General features: G+C 30.2%; 16 protein-coding genes and 1 tRNA gene. 12 read left to right on the top strand and 5 right to left on the bottom strand.

The features are described 5' to 3' along the window. Positions 1-11 precede the first annotated feature (11 nt). From ybgF to E5R92_RS03065, 7 genes are read left to right on the top strand one after another with little or no spacing between them, the layout of a single operon-like run. Positions 12-986 carry a tol-pal system protein YbgF gene (gene ybgF / locus E5R92_RS03095; RefSeq protein ID WP_168606647.1) on the top strand — a complete coding sequence of 325 codons (975 nt, stop codon included), beginning with the start codon at positions 12-14 and terminating at the stop codon, positions 984-986. Next, the gene (tilS, locus tag E5R92_RS03090; protein ID WP_168606646.1) at positions 946-2001 is read left to right on the top strand and encodes a tRNA lysidine(34) synthetase TilS; all 1056 of its coding nucleotides are present in this window, start codon (positions 946-948) and stop codon (positions 1999-2001) included. The genes ybgF and tilS overlap by 41 nt, the downstream gene beginning before the upstream one ends. A gap of 51 nt (positions 2002-2052) precedes the next feature. After that, positions 2053-3939 (top strand): ATP-dependent zinc metalloprotease FtsH, encoded by a 1887-nt coding sequence (gene ftsH / locus E5R92_RS03085; protein ID WP_168606645.1) that lies wholly within the window; start codon positions 2053-2055, stop codon positions 3937-3939. A gap of 6 nt (positions 3940-3945) precedes the next feature. After that, complete coding sequence (gene folP, locus E5R92_RS03080) at positions 3946-4998, top strand: dihydropteroate synthase (protein WP_168606644.1); 1053 nt, start codon at positions 3946-3948, stop codon at positions 4996-4998. After that, positions 4998-6329, top strand: coding sequence for a phosphoglucosamine mutase (glmM, locus tag E5R92_RS03075; protein WP_168606643.1), 1332 nt, complete (start codon positions 4998-5000; stop codon positions 6327-6329). The genes folP and glmM overlap by 1 nt, the downstream gene beginning before the upstream one ends. Before the next feature lies 1 nt (position 6330). Beyond that, positions 6331-7143 carry a bifunctional hydroxymethylpyrimidine kinase/phosphomethylpyrimidine kinase gene (thiD, locus tag E5R92_RS03070; protein ID WP_168606642.1) on the top strand — a complete coding sequence of 271 codons (813 nt, stop codon included), beginning with the start codon at positions 6331-6333 and terminating at the stop codon, positions 7141-7143. Beyond that, on the top strand, positions 7143-8435 hold the full coding sequence (locus tag E5R92_RS03065; protein WP_168606641.1) for an adenylosuccinate synthase: 1293 nt from the start codon (positions 7143-7145) through the stop codon (positions 8433-8435). Before thiD ends, E5R92_RS03065 begins: the two co-directional genes overlap by 1 nt. On the opposite strand, the gene rpoH is transcribed toward E5R92_RS03065, so the two are convergent. Both rpoH and E5R92_RS03055 read right to left on the bottom strand, forming a co-directional pair. Further along, positions 8432-9325, bottom strand: coding sequence for an RNA polymerase sigma factor RpoH (rpoH, locus tag E5R92_RS03060; protein ID WP_168606640.1), 894 nt, complete (start codon positions 9323-9325; stop codon positions 8432-8434). The genes E5R92_RS03065 and rpoH overlap by 4 nt on opposite strands. Positions 9326-9367: 42 nt before the next feature. Continuing rightward, a complete protein-coding gene (locus tag E5R92_RS03055; protein WP_168606639.1) occupies positions 9368-10348 on the bottom strand; it encodes an RluA family pseudouridine synthase in 981 nt (326 codons plus the stop codon). 23 nt (positions 10349-10371) lie between these two features. On the opposite strand from E5R92_RS03055, the gene E5R92_RS03050 reads away from it, so the two are divergent. After that, positions 10372-10448, top strand: a tRNA-Arg gene (locus tag E5R92_RS03050). A gap of 16 nt (positions 10449-10464) precedes the next feature. Here the strand turns inward: E5R92_RS03050 and E5R92_RS03045 are convergent. After that, positions 10465-11397, bottom strand: a complete 933-nt coding sequence (locus E5R92_RS03045) for an L-threonylcarbamoyladenylate synthase (RefSeq protein ID WP_168606638.1) — start codon at positions 11395-11397, stop codon at positions 10465-10467. A 20-nt stretch (positions 11398-11417) separates the two neighbouring features. Between E5R92_RS03045 and E5R92_RS03040 the strand changes: the two genes are divergently transcribed. The 3 genes from E5R92_RS03040 to dxs are packed head-to-tail and all read left to right on the top strand — an operon-like array spanning position 11418 to position 14438. Further along, entirely contained in the window at positions 11418-11663 is a 246-nt protein-coding gene (locus E5R92_RS03040; protein WP_168606637.1) for an exonuclease VII small subunit, read from the top strand. Next, complete coding sequence (locus E5R92_RS03035) at positions 11653-12525, top strand: polyprenyl synthetase family protein (RefSeq protein ID WP_168606636.1); 873 nt, start codon at positions 11653-11655, stop codon at positions 12523-12525. Before E5R92_RS03040 ends, E5R92_RS03035 begins: the two co-directional genes overlap by 11 nt. Next, entirely contained in the window at positions 12525-14438 is a 1914-nt protein-coding gene (dxs, locus tag E5R92_RS03030) for a 1-deoxy-D-xylulose-5-phosphate synthase (protein WP_168606635.1), read from the top strand. Before E5R92_RS03035 ends, dxs begins: the two co-directional genes overlap by 1 nt. An 11-nt stretch (positions 14439-14449) precedes the next feature. Here the strand turns inward: dxs and aroC are convergent, their stop codons facing one another. Beyond that, positions 14450-15532 carry a chorismate synthase gene (gene aroC, locus E5R92_RS03025; RefSeq protein WP_168606634.1) on the bottom strand — a complete coding sequence of 361 codons (1083 nt, stop codon included), beginning with the start codon at positions 15530-15532 and terminating at the stop codon, positions 14450-14452. Positions 15533-15565: 33 nt separating this feature from the next. Here aroC and pdxH point away from each other — a divergent pair, with 33 nt between their 5' ends. Then, positions 15566-16192 (top strand): pyridoxamine 5'-phosphate oxidase, encoded by a 627-nt coding sequence (gene pdxH / locus E5R92_RS03020; RefSeq protein WP_168606633.1) that lies wholly within the window; start codon positions 15566-15568, stop codon positions 16190-16192. Here the strand turns inward: pdxH and E5R92_RS03015 are convergent. Further along, a complete protein-coding gene (locus E5R92_RS03015) occupies positions 16189-17202 on the bottom strand; it encodes a polyprenyl synthetase family protein (RefSeq protein ID WP_168606632.1) in 1014 nt (337 codons plus the stop codon). The genes pdxH and E5R92_RS03015 overlap by 4 nt on opposite strands. Positions 17203-17239: the final 37 nt, after the last annotated feature.

The following is a 17239-nucleotide window of genomic DNA, read 5'->3' as shown; positions in this document are numbered from 1 at the left end:
CTCAATTTATTATGTTTAATTATAAAAAAATAATTCAATTAAAATTAATATTAGTCTTTATATTTTTCCCAAATATTATTTTTGCAGATAATCATAATATAAATGAAATTTTAGAGTTAATTCAAAAGGATTTAAAAACTCTAGAAAAAGCTGTTTACTCAGGATCAACTAATTCAAATAACCAAAAAAATACAAATGAAAACTCCGAAGATGTTTTAACAAGACATCTTTTAAAATTATCTGATGTTGAAAAACAATTTCAGGAACTTACTAATAAGTTTGAAGAAATTAACTTCAAGTTAGATAAGTTATCAAATAGGCTTTCTAAGGTTCAGGCAGATAATCAAATTAGATTTCAAGATGTTGAAAATACTTTATCATCTGGAAAAGTTGGAAAAAAATTAACCTCAATATCAAAGGAACAAGTAGACAAAACTTTACCAGGCTCTTCACAACCTCAAGAATTAGGATCAATTTCATACAAAGACACAGATAGTGGAGAAACTACTCAACAAATACAATCTGTAGAAACTACCTCATCTATAGTGACAGAAAACTTTGAATCAGAAAAAAATATACTTCCAAACACCTCTCCAGAAAAACAATATGAATTTGCAACTAGTTTTTTAAAGGTAGGAGATTATAGCACCGCAGAAAGAGCATTTAGAGAATTTGTAGTAAATAATTCAGAACATAAATTGGCAGGTAATGCTCAATATTGGTATGCTGAAACGTTTAGAATAAGACAACTTTATACGGATGCTGCTACAGCCTATCTTGAAGGATATCAAAAATACCCAAAAGGTGAGAAGGCTCCTATAAATTTATTAAAACTTGGTGTATCAATGGTTCAAATAGGAGAAAAAGAGCAAGGTTGTAAAATGATTGTAGGAGTTGAAGAACAATATCCTAAAGCAAATCAATCTGTGCTTCAAAAAGCAAAATATGAATCAAAAAAGTTTGAGTGCTCAAAACAAAACTCATAAACAAATTCTTAGTTTTTTAAAAAATCGAAAAATTTCAAAAGTTTATACTGAATTCTCTTCCTCTTTAAATACCAGGGAAAATTTAGCTGTAGCAGTTTCAGGGGGACCCGATAGTTTGGCACTGGCTTATTTAGCTAAATGCTATTCAATAAAAAATAAAATAACAGTTAAATTTTTTTTAGTTGATCATAAGCTCAGACCAGAGTCGACAAAGGAAGCTACTTTAGTAAAAAAAATCTTACGAAAAATTGGTATCACATGCAAAGTATTAAGCTGGAAAGGTAAAAAACCTTCTAGAAATATTCAGTCTTTGGCAAGAGAAGCAAGATATTCTTTACTAACAAAAGAATGTAAAAAAAATAACATTAAGCACTTATTGTTAGGACATCATTCAAATGATTTATTTGAAAATTTTTTAATTAGAGTGGTTAGAGGAAGTGGACTAAATGGGCTGGTATCTTTTAATAAAAGTGTAAAATATAAAGATGAAGATATAAATATTTTAAGACCATTACTTAACTTAGAAAAAAATGATTTAATCAATATTTCTAAAATAATATTTAAGTTTTTTATTAAAGATCCATCTAATACTAGCGAGATATATAAAAGAACAAGAATTAGAACTTTATTAGAATCCCTTGAAAAAGAGGGATTGGATTTAAAAAAACTTAAATTAACTATTGATAACTTAAAAGACTCAGACAAATCAATAAGGTTTTATGTTGCAAAAAATTTGGAAGAAAACTCTGCACATATCAAAACAAAAGATACTTGCATTTTAAATAATAATTTTTTTGATCAATCTCATGAAGTTGTTTTTAGATCTTTGACTTTTGTTATCCAAAAAATAGGAAAAAAATACTATCCCGTTAGAGGAAAAAGTATCAATGAGTTGATTAAACGAATATCTCTCAAGACATTTTCAAAAATAACTTTAGGAGGTTGTTTTGTTGAAAGTGTTAATGAGACCATATTAATATCAAGAGAAAACACTAATAAAGTTAAGGTTTTGTAACAATTTGACACTTGTTTAATTCATAATAATTATTATCTTATAAGTATGAATATGAAAAATTTAGCTATGTGGGCAGTAATTGTTTTTTTAACAATAGGTCTTTATAATATGTTTAAGAACCCCCAAGCTAATGTGGGCAAAGGTAATTCTATCATATTTTCAGAATTTTTATCAGAAGTTGATAATGGTGGAGTTGTAAAAGTAGATATTCAAGGAAACAATATTAGAGGAGTACTAGCTAATGGAAATACTTTTTCTACTTATTCACCAAATTATCCAAATTTAATTGAGAAGCTATCTGAGAGAGGCGTAAGTATTTCAGCTGCTCCTTTAGAAGATAAGATGCCTTCTTTGTTTGGAGTTTTATTGTCGTGGTTTCCAATGTTGTTACTAATTGCTGTTTGGATTTTCTTTATGAGACAAATGCAAGGTGGCAAAGGTGGAGCTATGGGTTTTGGAAAATCTAAGGCAAAGATGATGAATGAATTAAAAGGTAAAGTTACTTTTGATGATGTTGCTGGAGTAGAAGAGGCTAAAGAAGAAGTAGAAGAAGTTGTTCAATTTTTAAAAGATCCTAAAAAGTTTAGCAGACTTGGTGGAAAAATACCAAGAGGATGTTTGTTAGTTGGTCAACCTGGAACAGGTAAGACTTTACTTGCTAGAGCTATAGCTGGAGAAGCAGGAGTTCCATTCTTTACTATATCAGGATCAGATTTTGTTGAAATGTTTGTGGGTGTTGGAGCATCAAGAGTTAGAGATATGTTTGAGCAAGGAAAAAAAAATTCACCCTGCATTATTTTTATAGATGAGATAGATGCTGTTGGAAGAAGTAGGGGTGCTGGACTTGGAGGAGGTAACGATGAAAGAGAACAAACTTTAAACCAGTTATTAGTTGAAATGGATGGCTTTGATACGAATGAAGGTGTAATAATTATTGCAGCAACAAACAGGCCTGATGTATTAGACCCAGCATTATTACGACCTGGTAGATTTGATAGACAGGTGGTTGTTGGACTTCCAGATATAATAGGAAGAGAAAAAGTATTAAAAGTCCATGTTAAAAAGATTAAAATGGCACCTGATGTAAATTTAAGAACAGTAGCTAGAGGAACCCCTGGTTTTTCAGGTGCAGATTTAGCAAATATAGTTAATGAAGCAGCATTACTTGCTGCAAGAAAAAATAAAAGACTAGTTACTTTAACTGAATTTGAAGAAGCTAGAGATAAAGTGATGATGGGATCGGAAAGAAGATCCATGGTCATGACGGAGGAAGAAAAAACATTAACAGCTTATCACGAAGCTGGACATGCAATAGTTACTATTAATGAGAATGCAGCTCATCCAATTCATAAAGCAACAATCATTCCAAGAGGTCGAGCCTTAGGAATGGTTATGCAACTACCTGAGAGAGATCAGCTATCCCAAACAAGAGAACAGCTTCATGCTCAATTAGCAATAGCTATGGGTGGAAGAGTTGCGGAAGAAATTATATTTGGTGAAGATAAAGTTACTACTGGTGCATCTAGTGATATTGAACAAGCGACTCAAAGAGCAAGAGCCATGGTAATGCAAGCAGGCCTTAGTAAAGAGCTGGGCCCTGTTGCTTATGGCTCGAATGAAGAAGAGGTATTTTTAGGTAGATCAGTTGCTAGAACTCAAAATATGTCGGAAGAAACTTCAAAAAAAGTGGACTCAGAAATTAGAAAAATTGTAGATAAAGGTTATGAAAGAGCAAGAACAGTTTTAACTGAAAAAATTGACGATTTACACAAATTAGCTAAAGCTCTCTTAACATATGAAACACTTTCAGGTGAAGAAATAGAAAACCTGATAAATAAAAATATATACCCAAGCAATAAAGAAGATTTAAAAGTTGAAGATGAAGATAAAGGCTCAGCTTTAAGCTCAATGGGTCTTAAGCCAAAAATAGCTCATTAAAACTAAATGAAAAAATATTACACAAGAGTGTGTAATTTTGCTTACGGTAAATTTTCGATTGAATTAGTTAGAAAAAAAAAGAATTTCCCACTAAATGGTAATAAGAAAATTTCCTTTGGACAAATTGAAATTCTTACACGAACTTCTATCAAAAAAATTGATCTTAAGGATATAAAAAAATTACCCAAATTACTAAAAGAAAAAATTAATAAAGATCTTAAGAATATTGTTAAAAAAAATAAAAATTTTTCGAGTTTAAATTTTAATAAAATTCCTAATATAATGGGTATATTAAATTTAACACCAGATAGCTTTTCTGATGGGGGCAAGTTTAATAAAAAGAAAAAAGGAATATCTCAAGCAAAGAATTTATTTAAATCTGGAGCGGACATTATTGATGTTGGTGGCGAGTCAACAAGACCTGGATCTAAACCTGTAAGTAAAAAAGAAGAATGGGACAGAATTAAAGAAATATTAAAAGATATTGATAAAAAAATTCCACTATCACTAGATACAAGAAAATCAGAAATTATGAATAAAGGTATTCAGTTGGGAGTTGAACTTATAAATGATGTGTCAGGTCTAAGTTATGACCCTAAAACAGTTGGAGTATTGAAAAAAAATAAAACTCCATTTGTAATTCAACATTCACAAGGAACACCAGAAAAAATGCAAAAAAATCCTAAATATAAAAATGAATTATTAGATATTTATGATTTCTTTGAACAAAAGATTAAATTTTTAAGGTCTATGGGTATAAAACATAATAATATCATGATTGATCCAGGGATTGGCTTTGGAAAAAATTTGAAACATAATATGAATTTAATTAGGAGTGTTTCTATTTTTCATACTCTTGGTTTTCCTATACTACTTGGGCTTTCTAGGAAAAGATTTATTAAGGATTTATCTGGAAAAAATGATAGCAAAGAAAGATTAGGTGGAACAGTAGCCTCTTCCATGTATACAATAATGCAAGGAGTTCAAGTCCTAAGAATTCATGACGTGAATGAATTAAGACAAAGTATAAAGGTATTTAAAGAATTAATTAAAAATTAATGGTAAAAAAATATTTTGGAACAGATGGAATAAGAGGTACCGTTAATAGTAAAAATATTAATGGAGACATGTTTTTTAAATTTGGTCTTGCATCAGGAACTTACTTTAAAACTCAAAAAAAAATAAAACAAATAGCAATAATTGCTAAAGACACGAGACTATCAGGGTATAGTTTAGAACCTGCACTAGTATCAGGGCTTACATCGGCTGGGATGCACGTTTATACATTGGGCCCACTTCCAACCAATGGCCTAGCGATGTTAACAAAAACTATGAAAGCTAACATGGGAATTATGATTACGGCATCTCATAACCCATATCATGACAATGGGTTAAAGCTATTTGGACCTGATGGGCTAAAACTGTCGACTAAGATTGAAAAAAAAATTGAAACTTTAATTGATCAAAAAATTGAAAAATCTTTATCAAAACCAAAAAAATTAGGTCGTGTAAAAAGGTTAGAAACTGCAAATAGAGATTATATAAAAATTTTAAAAAGTAATTTACCAAAAGATTTTAACCTTAGGGGTTTAAGAATAGTGATTGATTGTGCAAATGGGGCTGGATACAAGGCTGGGCCTGAATTATTAAAATCCTTAGGTGCCAAAGTATTTTCAATTGGGATAAACCCTAATGGTCTTAATATTAATAAAAATTGTGGCTCTACTTTTCCAAATAAAATTAGGTTAGCAGTAAAAAAATATAAAGCAGACATAGGAATTTCGCTTGATGGAGATGCCGATAGAATTATTATGTGTGATGAAAAAGGTACTATAATTGATGGAGATCAAATGATTGCTGCAATAGCAATGAGATGGAAAAGAAAAAAAATGTTAAGAGGAGGTGTGGTTGGTACTTTAATGTCTAACTATGGATTAGAAAAATTTTTTAAACTACATAATATAAAATTCCTAAGATCAAATGTAGGAGACCGTTTTGTAAAAGAGAAAATGAAAAAAAATAATTTTAATTTAGGTGGTGAACAATCTGGACATATTATTTTAGGTAAATTTGCAACTACTGGAGATGGCTTGTTAGTTGCTTTAGAAGTTTTATTTTCATTAAGAAAAGGAAAAAAAGCTAGTAGTTTTTTTAATACCTTTAAGAAAACTCCACAAATATTGGAAAATATTGATGTTAAAAATAAAAATATAATTAAAAGTATTGATATTAAAAATTCTATAAAATTAGCAGAAAAATTAATTAAAGGACAAGGTAGAATATTAGTTAGAAGCTCAGGAACTGAATCTAAAATTAGAGTAATGGGAGAGAGTTATAATAGTAAATTGCTTCACAAATGTTTGAAAATTGTATTAAGAAAAATTAAATAAATTGAAACCAAAATCTAAAATATTAGTTATTGCTGGATCAGATTCTTCCGGTGGCGCTGGCATTCAAGCTGATATTAAAACTATTACTGCTTTAGGTTCATATGCAATGACAGCAATAACAGCTGTCACAATCCAAAATACAACTGGTGTAAAATCAATAGTACCAATTGATCCAAAGGAAATTTCAAATCAAATAGAATTTACCTCAAAAGATATTAAACCTGATGCTGTAAAAATTGGAATGTTGCACTCTACAAAAGTAATAAAATCAGTAATTCATTCATTAAATCTTATTAAAGTTCAAAAGATAATTTTAGATCCTGTTATGGTTGCTAAAGGTGGTGCAAAACTTATTGATGATAAGGCAATTCAGTTATTAAAAAATGAACTAATTAAAAAAGTTAGTTTAATAACTCCAAATATTCCTGAAGCTGAAATATTAACTAAAACTAAAATAAGAACAAAAGAAGATATGATTTTTGCTGCCAGCATACTAATAAAACTAGGAGCAAAAAATGTTTTTATAAAAGGTGGTCATTTAGATTCTAAAATTGTCCAAGATATCTTTGTAAACAAGAATGAAATTTTTATTATTAAAAATAAAAGAATTACAACCAGGAATACACATGGCACTGGTTGTACCCTTTCTTCTGCTATTTCTACATTTTTTTCATGTGGAAAAACCTTAAAGAGATCTTGTGAGCTTGCAACTAAGTATGTACACAATTCAATAAATTCAAACCTTAAACTTGGTAAAGGTCATGGACCTATAAACCATTTAAGTTCAGTAACAGTAGAAAAAAAATTTAGATAATGAAAAATGTTGTAGTTGTTGGATCTCAATGGGGTGATGAAGGAAAAGGTAAAATAGTCGACTGGCTATCGGACCAAGCAGATGTTGTTATTCGTTTTCAAGGAGGACACAATGCTGGACACACATTAGTAATTGATGGAATAACTTATAAATTAAGACTACTACCTTCTGGGATTGTAAGAAAAAATAAAATTTCTATTATAGGAAATGGAGTTGTTGTTGACCCTTGGGCACTATTAGAGGAAATAGAGGAAATTAAAGCTAAGGGTGTTGAGGTTAACGTAGATAATTTTATAATTTCAGAATCTGCAAATCTTATTTTACCATTTCATAGAGAGATGGATGAAATAAGAGAAGATGCTGCTGGAAAAGGAAAAATTGGAACAACAAGAAGAGGAATTGGACCAGCCTACGAAGATAAAGTGGGAAGAAGATCAATCCGTGTTATGGATCTAAGATCTGAGACTAATCTAGACCATAGATTAGAAACAGTACTTCTTCATCATAATGCAATTAGAAAAGGGCTAGGTAAAAAAATTTTTGAAAAAGATAAACTTAAAGAAGAACTTTTAAAGATTGCTCCAGAAATATTAAAGTTTTCTCAACCTGTTTGGCTTAGAATTGATGAATTTAAAAAACAAAAAAAAAGAATATTATTTGAGGGTGCGCAAGGAATACTACTTGATGTGGATCATGGAACATACCCTTTTGTAACATCATCAAATACAGTAGCTTCTAGTGCTGCTACAGGAACTGGTTGTGGTCCTAACTCTATTCATTATGTTCTTGGAATTACAAAAGCCTACACTACCAGAGTTGGCGAAGGACCTTTTCCAACTGAGTTAACAGATGATATTGGAGAATTGCTTGGTTCTAGAGGAAAAGAATTTGGTACTGTCACTAGTAGAAAAAGAAGATGTGGTTGGTTTGATGGTGTTTTGGTTAGACAAACAATTAAAATTTCAGGCATAGACGGAATAGCGTTAACTAAATTAGATGTTTTAGATGAATTAGATGAAATTAAGATGTGTGTTGAGTATGAGCTTGATGGAAAGAAGATGGATTACCTACCAGCTGCAGTTGAGGATCAGTTAAAAATTAAACCAATTTATAAAACTTTTCCTGGATGGAAAAGTTCCACCCAAGGAATAAAAAATATTGAAGCTTTACCAGAAAATGCCAAAAATTATATTTATGCATTAGAAAATTTTATTGGAACAAAAGTTTCAAGTATTTCAACAAGCCCCGAACGAGAAGATACAATTCTTTTAGAGAACCCCTTTGAGGTTTAGTTTATTGGAAGTAAATTTTTAGATTTAGCAGATAGCAACATGTGTTTTTGAAGCTTTTCAAATGCTTTGTTTTCAATTTGTCTAACTCTCTCTCTACTAATTTTGTATTTTTTGCTTAAATCTTCAAGCGTTGTAGGCTCATCATTTAATCTTCTAGAGTATAAAATCTCTCTTTCTCTTTCATTAAGAATTTTTATAGAATCTTTAAGTAAACTTTGTCTTTGACCCATCTCTTCTTGATGTGCAAATTTTAAATCATGGTCAAGTTCTTTATCTACCAACCAGTCCTGCCATTCGTCACCATCTTCTCCAACTTGCGCATTTAAAGAAAATTCTTTGCCTGAAAGTCTTCTGTTCATTGAAATTACTTCTTCTTTGTTAACATCTAACTTGTTAGCAATTTCACTTACATGTTCAGGTCTTAAATCACCTTCAGACTGAGGAGCGATTTGGTTTTTAATTTTCTTTAAATTAAAAAATAATTTTTTTTGTGCAGTTGTTGTTCCTATTTTTACTAAGCTCCAAGATCTTAGAATATATTCTTGGATAGAAGCTCTAATCCACCACATTGCATAAGTTGCTAATCTAAATCCTTTCTCAGGTTCAAATTTTTTAACAGCTTGCATTAGTCCAACATTTCCTTCTGAAATCATTTCATTTACTGGAAGACCATATCCTCTATAACCCATCGCAATCTTTGCAACGAGTCTTAGATGGCTAGTAACAAGTTTTTCTGCAGCTTTAACATTTCCTGTTGCCTTCCAATTTTTTGCAAGCATATATTCTTCTTCTGCTGCCAACATAGGAAATTTTTTAATTTGCTCTAGATAAGCAGACAAACCACCTTCATTAGAAAGTGCAGGAAGATTACTATTTATTGTAGTACTCATAAGTTATATTTATTTAATTAACTATAATATTATTTCAAGGTCTTATTTGCCAATATTTCTAAGCAATACTAAAATATTTTCAAGTTCTTGTGGCAAAATTGAGGTAAAAGTCATCTCCTCATTAGTTCTGGGGTGAATAAACCCCAATGTTTGAGCATGTAGAAATTGTCTATCTAATTTATAAATTAAGTTTTCCAAATTAGTGTCAATATTTTTAAGTTTTTTATATTTCTTTTTATATTTGCCATCACCCATAATACTATTACCCATATGTGTCATGTGAACTCTTATTTGATGTGTTCTTCCAGTTTCTAATCTACATTCCACTAAGCTTAATGTAGGAGTTTTATCATTTTCAAAAATCTCAATTGTTTTGTAATTTGTGATTGCTCTTTTGCCTTTAGAATTACTAACTTCCATCATCTGTCTATTTTTTGAGCTTCTAGTTATAAACGTATCAATTTTTCCAGATGAAGGTCTAAGCTTTCCCCAAATTAAGAGCTGATAAACTCTCGTAATTGTGTGTTCACTAAATTGATGTGATAAGTTTTCGTGTGTCTCATTATTTTTTGCAATAACTATTAATCCTGACGTATCTTTATCAATCCTATGAACTATGCCAGGTCTTAGTTCGTCACCTATTGTTGATAAGGAGTCTTTGTTATAATGCATTAAGGCGTTAACAATTGTTTCATCATAATTTCCTGCACCTGGGTGCATAATTATGCCTGCTGGCTTGTTGATTATTAGTAAATCATCGTCTTCATAAATAATTTGTAATTTAAAATTATATGGCTTTAAGGATGCTTCTTTAGGTTCTGGAATTTGAAGATCTATCTCATCTCCAAACAGTACTTTTTTTGATGGACTATTAATAATCTGATTATTTATTTTTAATTTTTCTTTAAGAATTAAATTCTTAATTCTAGTTCTACTAATTAAACTCTCTCTTTTATTGATGAATACATCAAGTCTGATATTATTTTCATCTTCTCCAACTATTAAATTAATGTTTTTTTCCATAAAATGTAATATTAATACTATATGCGCTTGTAGCTCAACTGGATAGAGCGCCTGACTTCGGATCAGGAGGTTCTGGGTTCAACTCCTAGCAGGCGCACCACAACGAAACTAGATGTCTAATACTTTGATGCCCTCCGTAATCTATCATTTATAGCTTTACCAAGTCCTATATTGGGAATTTTTTCCACAGCAATCGACTTATAGCCCTCATTTTTTATTTTTCTTAGACATGAATAAAGATTTTTTGCTGCTTCATCTAAATTATTTTTGGAAGTTAAATAAAAATAATTTTTGTGTTTAGTTTTTTTTCTCTTAATTATTATGAAAGCTTCATCGTTTTTTGGTTTTGTGACATTCATTCTTAGAGGAATACCAGGAGAGTAATGTAGGCGTGATTGACCGGGAGCTATTTTTTTCTTAGGATTAGTAGATATATTCATCTTAAAACCTAAAGTTTTTTGAATTTTTAAAATATCCAGACCTCCCAATCTTAGTATAGTTGGCCTACCTGTAAGATTAACTATTGTAGATTCTATTCCAATAGTGCAAGTACCTCCGTCTAAAATATATTTAATCTTATTACCAAATTCTTCTTTAACATCTTTTGCTTTAACAGCACTTACTTTAGTTGTGATATTAGCACTAGGTGCAGCTAATGGATAATCTAGCTGTTTTAGTAATTTTTTAAATATTGTGTGTTTTGGAAATCTTACTGCTAAACTTTTCTTATTATTAGTAACACATTTTGAAATCTTAGAGTTTTTTCTTAATTGTAATACATATGTTATTGGGCCAGGTGAAAATTTTTTATAAAGTTTTGTAAAATTATCATTTATCAAACAATCTTTTTTAAGAGAATCGATATCGTGATAATGTACAATTAGAGGGTTGTTTTTTGGTCTTTTTTTTAGATTATAAATTTTTTTTACTGCTGAATTCTTGTATGCATTAGCTGCTAAACCATAAACAGTTTCAGTAGGCACACCAATACAGTAATTTTTATTGAGGTATTTTATTGCTTTTTTGATATTTGATTGGTTAGATTTCATGTATTAATAATTATTATTATATGAAAGATAAAAATTTACCACCTGATAATAACATACAGTCTCTTGAGGAGTTAACAAAAGAAGCAAATAATATTCTTGAATCTTTAGAGACAGAAAAAGACTTGGAGAATTCAATTGATTCATATCAGCAATTATTAAAATTAAATAATATTATTGAAAAAAAATTTCATAAAACTTCAAAAACAATCAATGAAGAAACGAAAAAAAAGATTAACAATATAAGTTCAAAAAAAAATGCAAAATAAACTTTCTAAAATAGCAAAGGATACAAACTTATTTTTAAAGAGATTTATTAAGAAACAGAAAAGAACAGAATTAGTTGCAGCTATGGAGTATGGTTTATTTCCAGGTGGAAAAAAAATTAGATCGAAAATTTTAATTGATATAGGGTCTATATTTAAAATTAATTATAAAACATTAATTGCTATTGGTGCAGCGGTTGAATGCATTCATGCTTATTCACTAATACATGATGATTTACCCTGCATGGATGATGACAGGATAAGAAGAGGAAAAATTTCTACACATATCAAATTCGGAGAATCCACAGCAGTGCTTGCGGGAAACTCACTTTTAACAATGGCTTTTGAAATCTTAGTTAGTTCGAGCTTAAAGATAAATGAAAAAATAAAAGTAGATCTAGTAAAAAAACTATCGGAGACTTCTGGACATCTAGGAATAGCTGGTGGTCAATATTTAGATCTCAGTTTCGAAAAAAAAAAAGTTTCTAAAAGTAAAATTATAGATATGGAAATTAAAAAAACTGGCAAGCTTTTTAGCTTTTGTTCTGCTGTTCCAGTTATTATTAAGAGAAAAAGTAATAAACAAATAAAATTTTTTGAAAATATAGGATCAAATATCGGACTTTTATTTCAAATTGCTGACGATTTAATAGACTTTAAAGGCTCTACAGTCATTGCTGGTAAAATAACAGGTAAAGACAAGAAAAAAGGTAAAGCTACTTTAATCAGTTTACTAGGATATCAAAATGCTATTAAATATGCTGACAAAATTAAGTCTAAAATAATTAATGATTTAAATAAATATAGCTCAAACACTAATAGTTTAGATGAAACCTTGGACTACATTTTAAAAAGAAATAAATAATGCAAGACTATAAATTTTTAAAAAATATTAATTTTCCTTCTGATTTAAGAAAATTATCAGAGAACAATCTTCAAGAAGTTTCTAACGAAGTTAGAAAAGAGATGATTGATGCAGTATCTGAAACGGGAGGACACTTAGGTGCAGGTCTTGGGGTTGTTGAGTTAACTGTAGCCTTACATTACGTATTTGACACTCCAAATGACAGACTAATTTGGGATGTGGGTCATCAAACTTATCCACATAAAATTTTGACTGGAAGAAAGTCAAAAATTAAAACTTTGAGACAAGGTAATGGATTGTCTGGTTTTACAAAAAGATCTGAGAGTGAGTATGATCCATTTGGTGCAGCACATAGTTCAACATCAATATCATCTGCTCTAGGTATGGCAGAAGCAAGCAAATTATCTAATAAATTAAACAATATAATTGCAGTTATAGGAGATGGTGCAATTAGTGCGGGTATGGCATATGAGGCAATGAATAACGCAGGCGCTTCAAAAACTAAAATGATTGTTATTTTAAACGATAACGATATGTCAATTGCGAAGCCAGTAGGTGCTATGAGAACTTATTTAGCCAAGCTGTTAACAGGAAAAATTTATTTTAGTTTAAGGGAAACTTTTAGATTAATAACTTCTGCTTTTTCTAAAAGATTTAGTGCAAAAGCTGGAAAAGCTGAAGATTTTTTAAGATCAGCTGTTACTGGTGGTACTCTTTTTAATTCTTTAGGTTTTTATTATGTCGGTCCAATAGATGGACATGATTTGTCGACACTCATACCAATTTTAAAAAATGCAAGAGACTCGAAGCATCAAGGTCCAATAATGATTCATGTAAAAACTCAAAAAGGTAAAGGTTATTCTTATGCTGAAAAAGCTAGTGATCATTATCATGGTGTTTCAAAATTTAATGTTATAACTGGTGAACAGGTGAAAAGTGGAACAAATCTTCCAACTTATACAAAGGTTTTTGCAAACACTTTAGTGAAGCATGCAGAAAGAGACAGTAAGGTTGTAGGGATTACTGCTGCTATGCCAGGTGGAACAGGCATGGATATTTTTGCTAAAGATTTTCCAAAAAGAACGTTTGATGTTGGAATTGCTGAACAACACGGTGTTACTTTTGCTGCAGGACTGGCTACAGAAGGCTATAAACCATATGTTGCAATTTATTCGACTTTTTTACAAAGAGCTTATGATCAAGTAGTTCATGATGTTGCTATCCAAAGTTTACCTGTAAGGTTTATAATTGATAGAGCAGGCTTGGTAGGTGCTGATGGATCAACACATGCTGGTTCATTTGATATTACTTATCTTTCTACTCTTCCTAATTTTATAGTAATGGCACCAAGCGATGAGTCAGAATTAGTTAAAATGATAAATACATCTATGATTATTAACGACAAACCTTGCGCTATTAGATACCCAAGAGGAAATGGCATTGGAATGGAATTACCATCTATAGATGAAAAAATAGAAATAGGAAAAGGAAAGATTATTCAAGAAGGAAAACAAGTTTGTATTTTAAGTATAGGAACTAGATTGGAAGAATGCAAAATTGCAGCCACAGAATTAAAAAACAAAGGAATTGAATCAACAATAGTTGATGCACGTTTTGCTAAACCCTTGGACCAAGAGCTTATTTTAAAGTGTGCGAGAGAACATGAGGTTATGATTACTGTAGAAGAGGGATCTATTGGAGGTTTTGGCTCTCACGTAGAAAATTTATTATCAGAAAAAGGTATATTCGATAAAGGTTTAAAATTTAGAACCATGATATTACCTGATATTTTTATCGAACAAGATAGTCCAAAAAAAATGTATGATGTTGCTGGTCTTAATGCATCTCAAATATCAAAAAAAATACTAGATATTTTATTTACAAAAGAGTCGATAAAAGTAGTGAAAAATTAAATTTAAAAAAATTAGCTACACTGAGCTTTGTTCATTAGGTAATGGTCTAATAAAACGCAATTCATCATTGCTTCACCTACAGGAACTGCACGAATGCCAACACAAGGGTCATGCCGACCTTTAACAGAAATTGTAGTATTTTTTCCAAACTTATCTATAGTTTTTCTAGTTGTTAAAATCGATGAAGTTGGTTTAACAGCAAATGAAGCAACAATTTCTTGTCCCGTTGAAATACCACCAAGAATTCCACCTGCATTATTAGAATCAAATTTTAATTTTTTACCTTTTTGTGAAATTTCATCTGAGTTTTGTTCTCCACTTAATTGTGCAGAGTTCATTCCCGAACCAATGTTAACACCTTTAACAGCATTAATACTCATCATTGCAGAAGCAATATCCATATCTAGTTTAGAATAAATTGGAGCACCTAAGCCAACAGGAATGCCTCTAGCTCTTACCTCAATAATTGCACCACAAGATGATCCAGATTTTCTTATATCTAGCAAATATTTTTCCCAAAGTTTTAGCATATTTTTATCAGGACAAAAAAAAGGATTTTTATTAATTATTAGATCGTTCCATTTGCTAGTATCACATCCCAATATTCCCAGTTGAGTAACAGCACCTACAACTTTAAATTTTTTACCTAATTTATTTTCTAAAACTTTTTTAGCAATTGCACCTGCAGCAACTCTTGCAGCCGTTTCTCTTGCAGAGGATCTTCCACCACCACGATAATCTCTTATTCCATATTTCTTAAAGTATGTAAAATCAGCATGCCCAGGTCTAAATTTATCTTTGATATTTCCATAATCTTTTGATCTCATATCTTGATTGTAAATAATTAAAGAAATAGGCGTCCCAGTCGTTTTGCCTTCAAATACACCTGATAAAATTTGTACTTTATCATCTTCTTTTCTCTGTGTTGTAAATTTTGATTGTCCTGGTTTTCTTTTATCTAGCTCAACTTGAATATCTTGCTCTTTTAAGTTTATATTTGGTGGGCAACCATCAACGACACAGCCTAATGCAGGACCATGAGATTCTCCCCATGTTGTGAAACGAAATTGCTTTCCAAAAGTATTAAATGACATTATCTATAGTATATAGATTATTTTGTTAAAATTATGAATCAAAAAAACTCATTAGGCCTTAATAAATGCTTTTTAGATAAAATAGATCCAATAGATTTATTTGAAGTTTGGATGAATGAAGCAAAAAAAACAGAATTAAATGATCCAAATGCACTAGCTTTAGCCACATCAGATCAAAATAACTGCCCATCAATTAGAATGGTTTTATTAAAAGACTTTAACAAAGATGGATTTGTTTTTTATACCAATCTAAATAGTCAAAAAGGAAATGAATTAAAAAATAACCCGAAAGCATCAATGTGCTTTCATTGGAAAAGCCTTCTAAGACAAGTAAGAATTAATGGAACGGTACAAAAAGTTTCTAATGAAGTGGCAGATAAATATTATAATAGTAGAGGTTATGAGAGCAGAATTGGAGCATGGGCCTCAAAACAAAGCACTATATTAAATAATAGAGATGAACTTTTAAACTCAATAGAAGAATATAAAAAAAAATATAGCAATAAAAATGATGTTCCAAGACCAGAGTATTGGTCAGGTTGGAATTTAATACCTTCAAGTATAGAATTTTGGTTAGATGGAGATAGTAGAATTCATGAAAGACTAAAATATACTAAAGATAATGAGAGTAACTGGGCTAAATCTTTATTAAGTCCTTAAAAGGTTCTTTGTAGACTAAATGAAGTAAGACTTTCTAAAATCTTTTTTTCTTCACTATCTTTAAATACAGTTAAAGAATTTGATGCAAGATTAATAAAATGTTCAGCTTTTTTGTAGCATTCATTAATTATATTGTATTTTTTAATAAGTTCTAAAGTAAAATTTAAATCTTCATTTGACCTTGTTTCTTGTTTAAAAATATTTTTTAATTTATCTTTTTCTATCGAGGATATATTTTGAAATAATAAGATGACAGGTAGCGTAATTTTACCTTCAAGAAAATCTTTACCAATTTTTTTACCAAAAAATTTTAGATCAGAATTGTAATCCAAAGTGTCATCAGCAATTTGAAATGTTAAGCCTAAGTTTTTTCCATAAAACTCTAGCGCTTCTTTTTCTTTTGTTTCTTTATTAGATAAAATTGCACCAACTTTAGTTGCTGCAGAGAAAAGTTCAGCTGTTTTTGCTGTAATAATTTTTAAATAGGTTTCCTCTAACATATCAACTTCACCCTTGTGCTGTAGTTGTAATACTTCTCCTTGAGCAATTTTTGATGAAGTTGAAGATAAAAGTTTTAAAACTTCAATGTTTCCATCTTCCACCATCATCTCAAAACATCTACTTAAAAGATAGTCTCCAATTAATACGGAGGAGTGATTTCCCCAAATTGAATTTAATGTTTCTTTACCTCTTCTAATATTTCCAAGATCAATGACATCATCATGCATTAAAGTAGCCCCGTGTATCATTTCTACACATGCTGCTAAATTAATATCTCGACCTCCTTTAGTGTAGCCACATAACTTAGCAGAACCAAGAGTTAATAAAGCTCTTAATCTTTTTCCACCCGTGTCAATATGATATTCGGTCATTTTTTGAACTAAATCAACTTCACTAAGGAGTTTTGATTTAATCTTTTCTTCAACTAAAACTAATTTTTCATCAACTGAATCTTTTAGTTGATAATATGAATTATTTATTTGGTTTCTTAGCTGAACTACAGTTCCCATAAAAAATAAGTTAGTATAATTAAGTTATATTTATTAC

This window comes from Candidatus Pelagibacter giovannonii (assembly GCF_012276695.1).
Lineage (GTDB): Bacteria > Pseudomonadota > Alphaproteobacteria > Pelagibacterales > Pelagibacteraceae > Pelagibacter > Pelagibacter giovannonii.
Note: the sequence above shows the minus strand (reverse complement) of the source record. Positions and strands in the feature narration are given on the sequence as shown.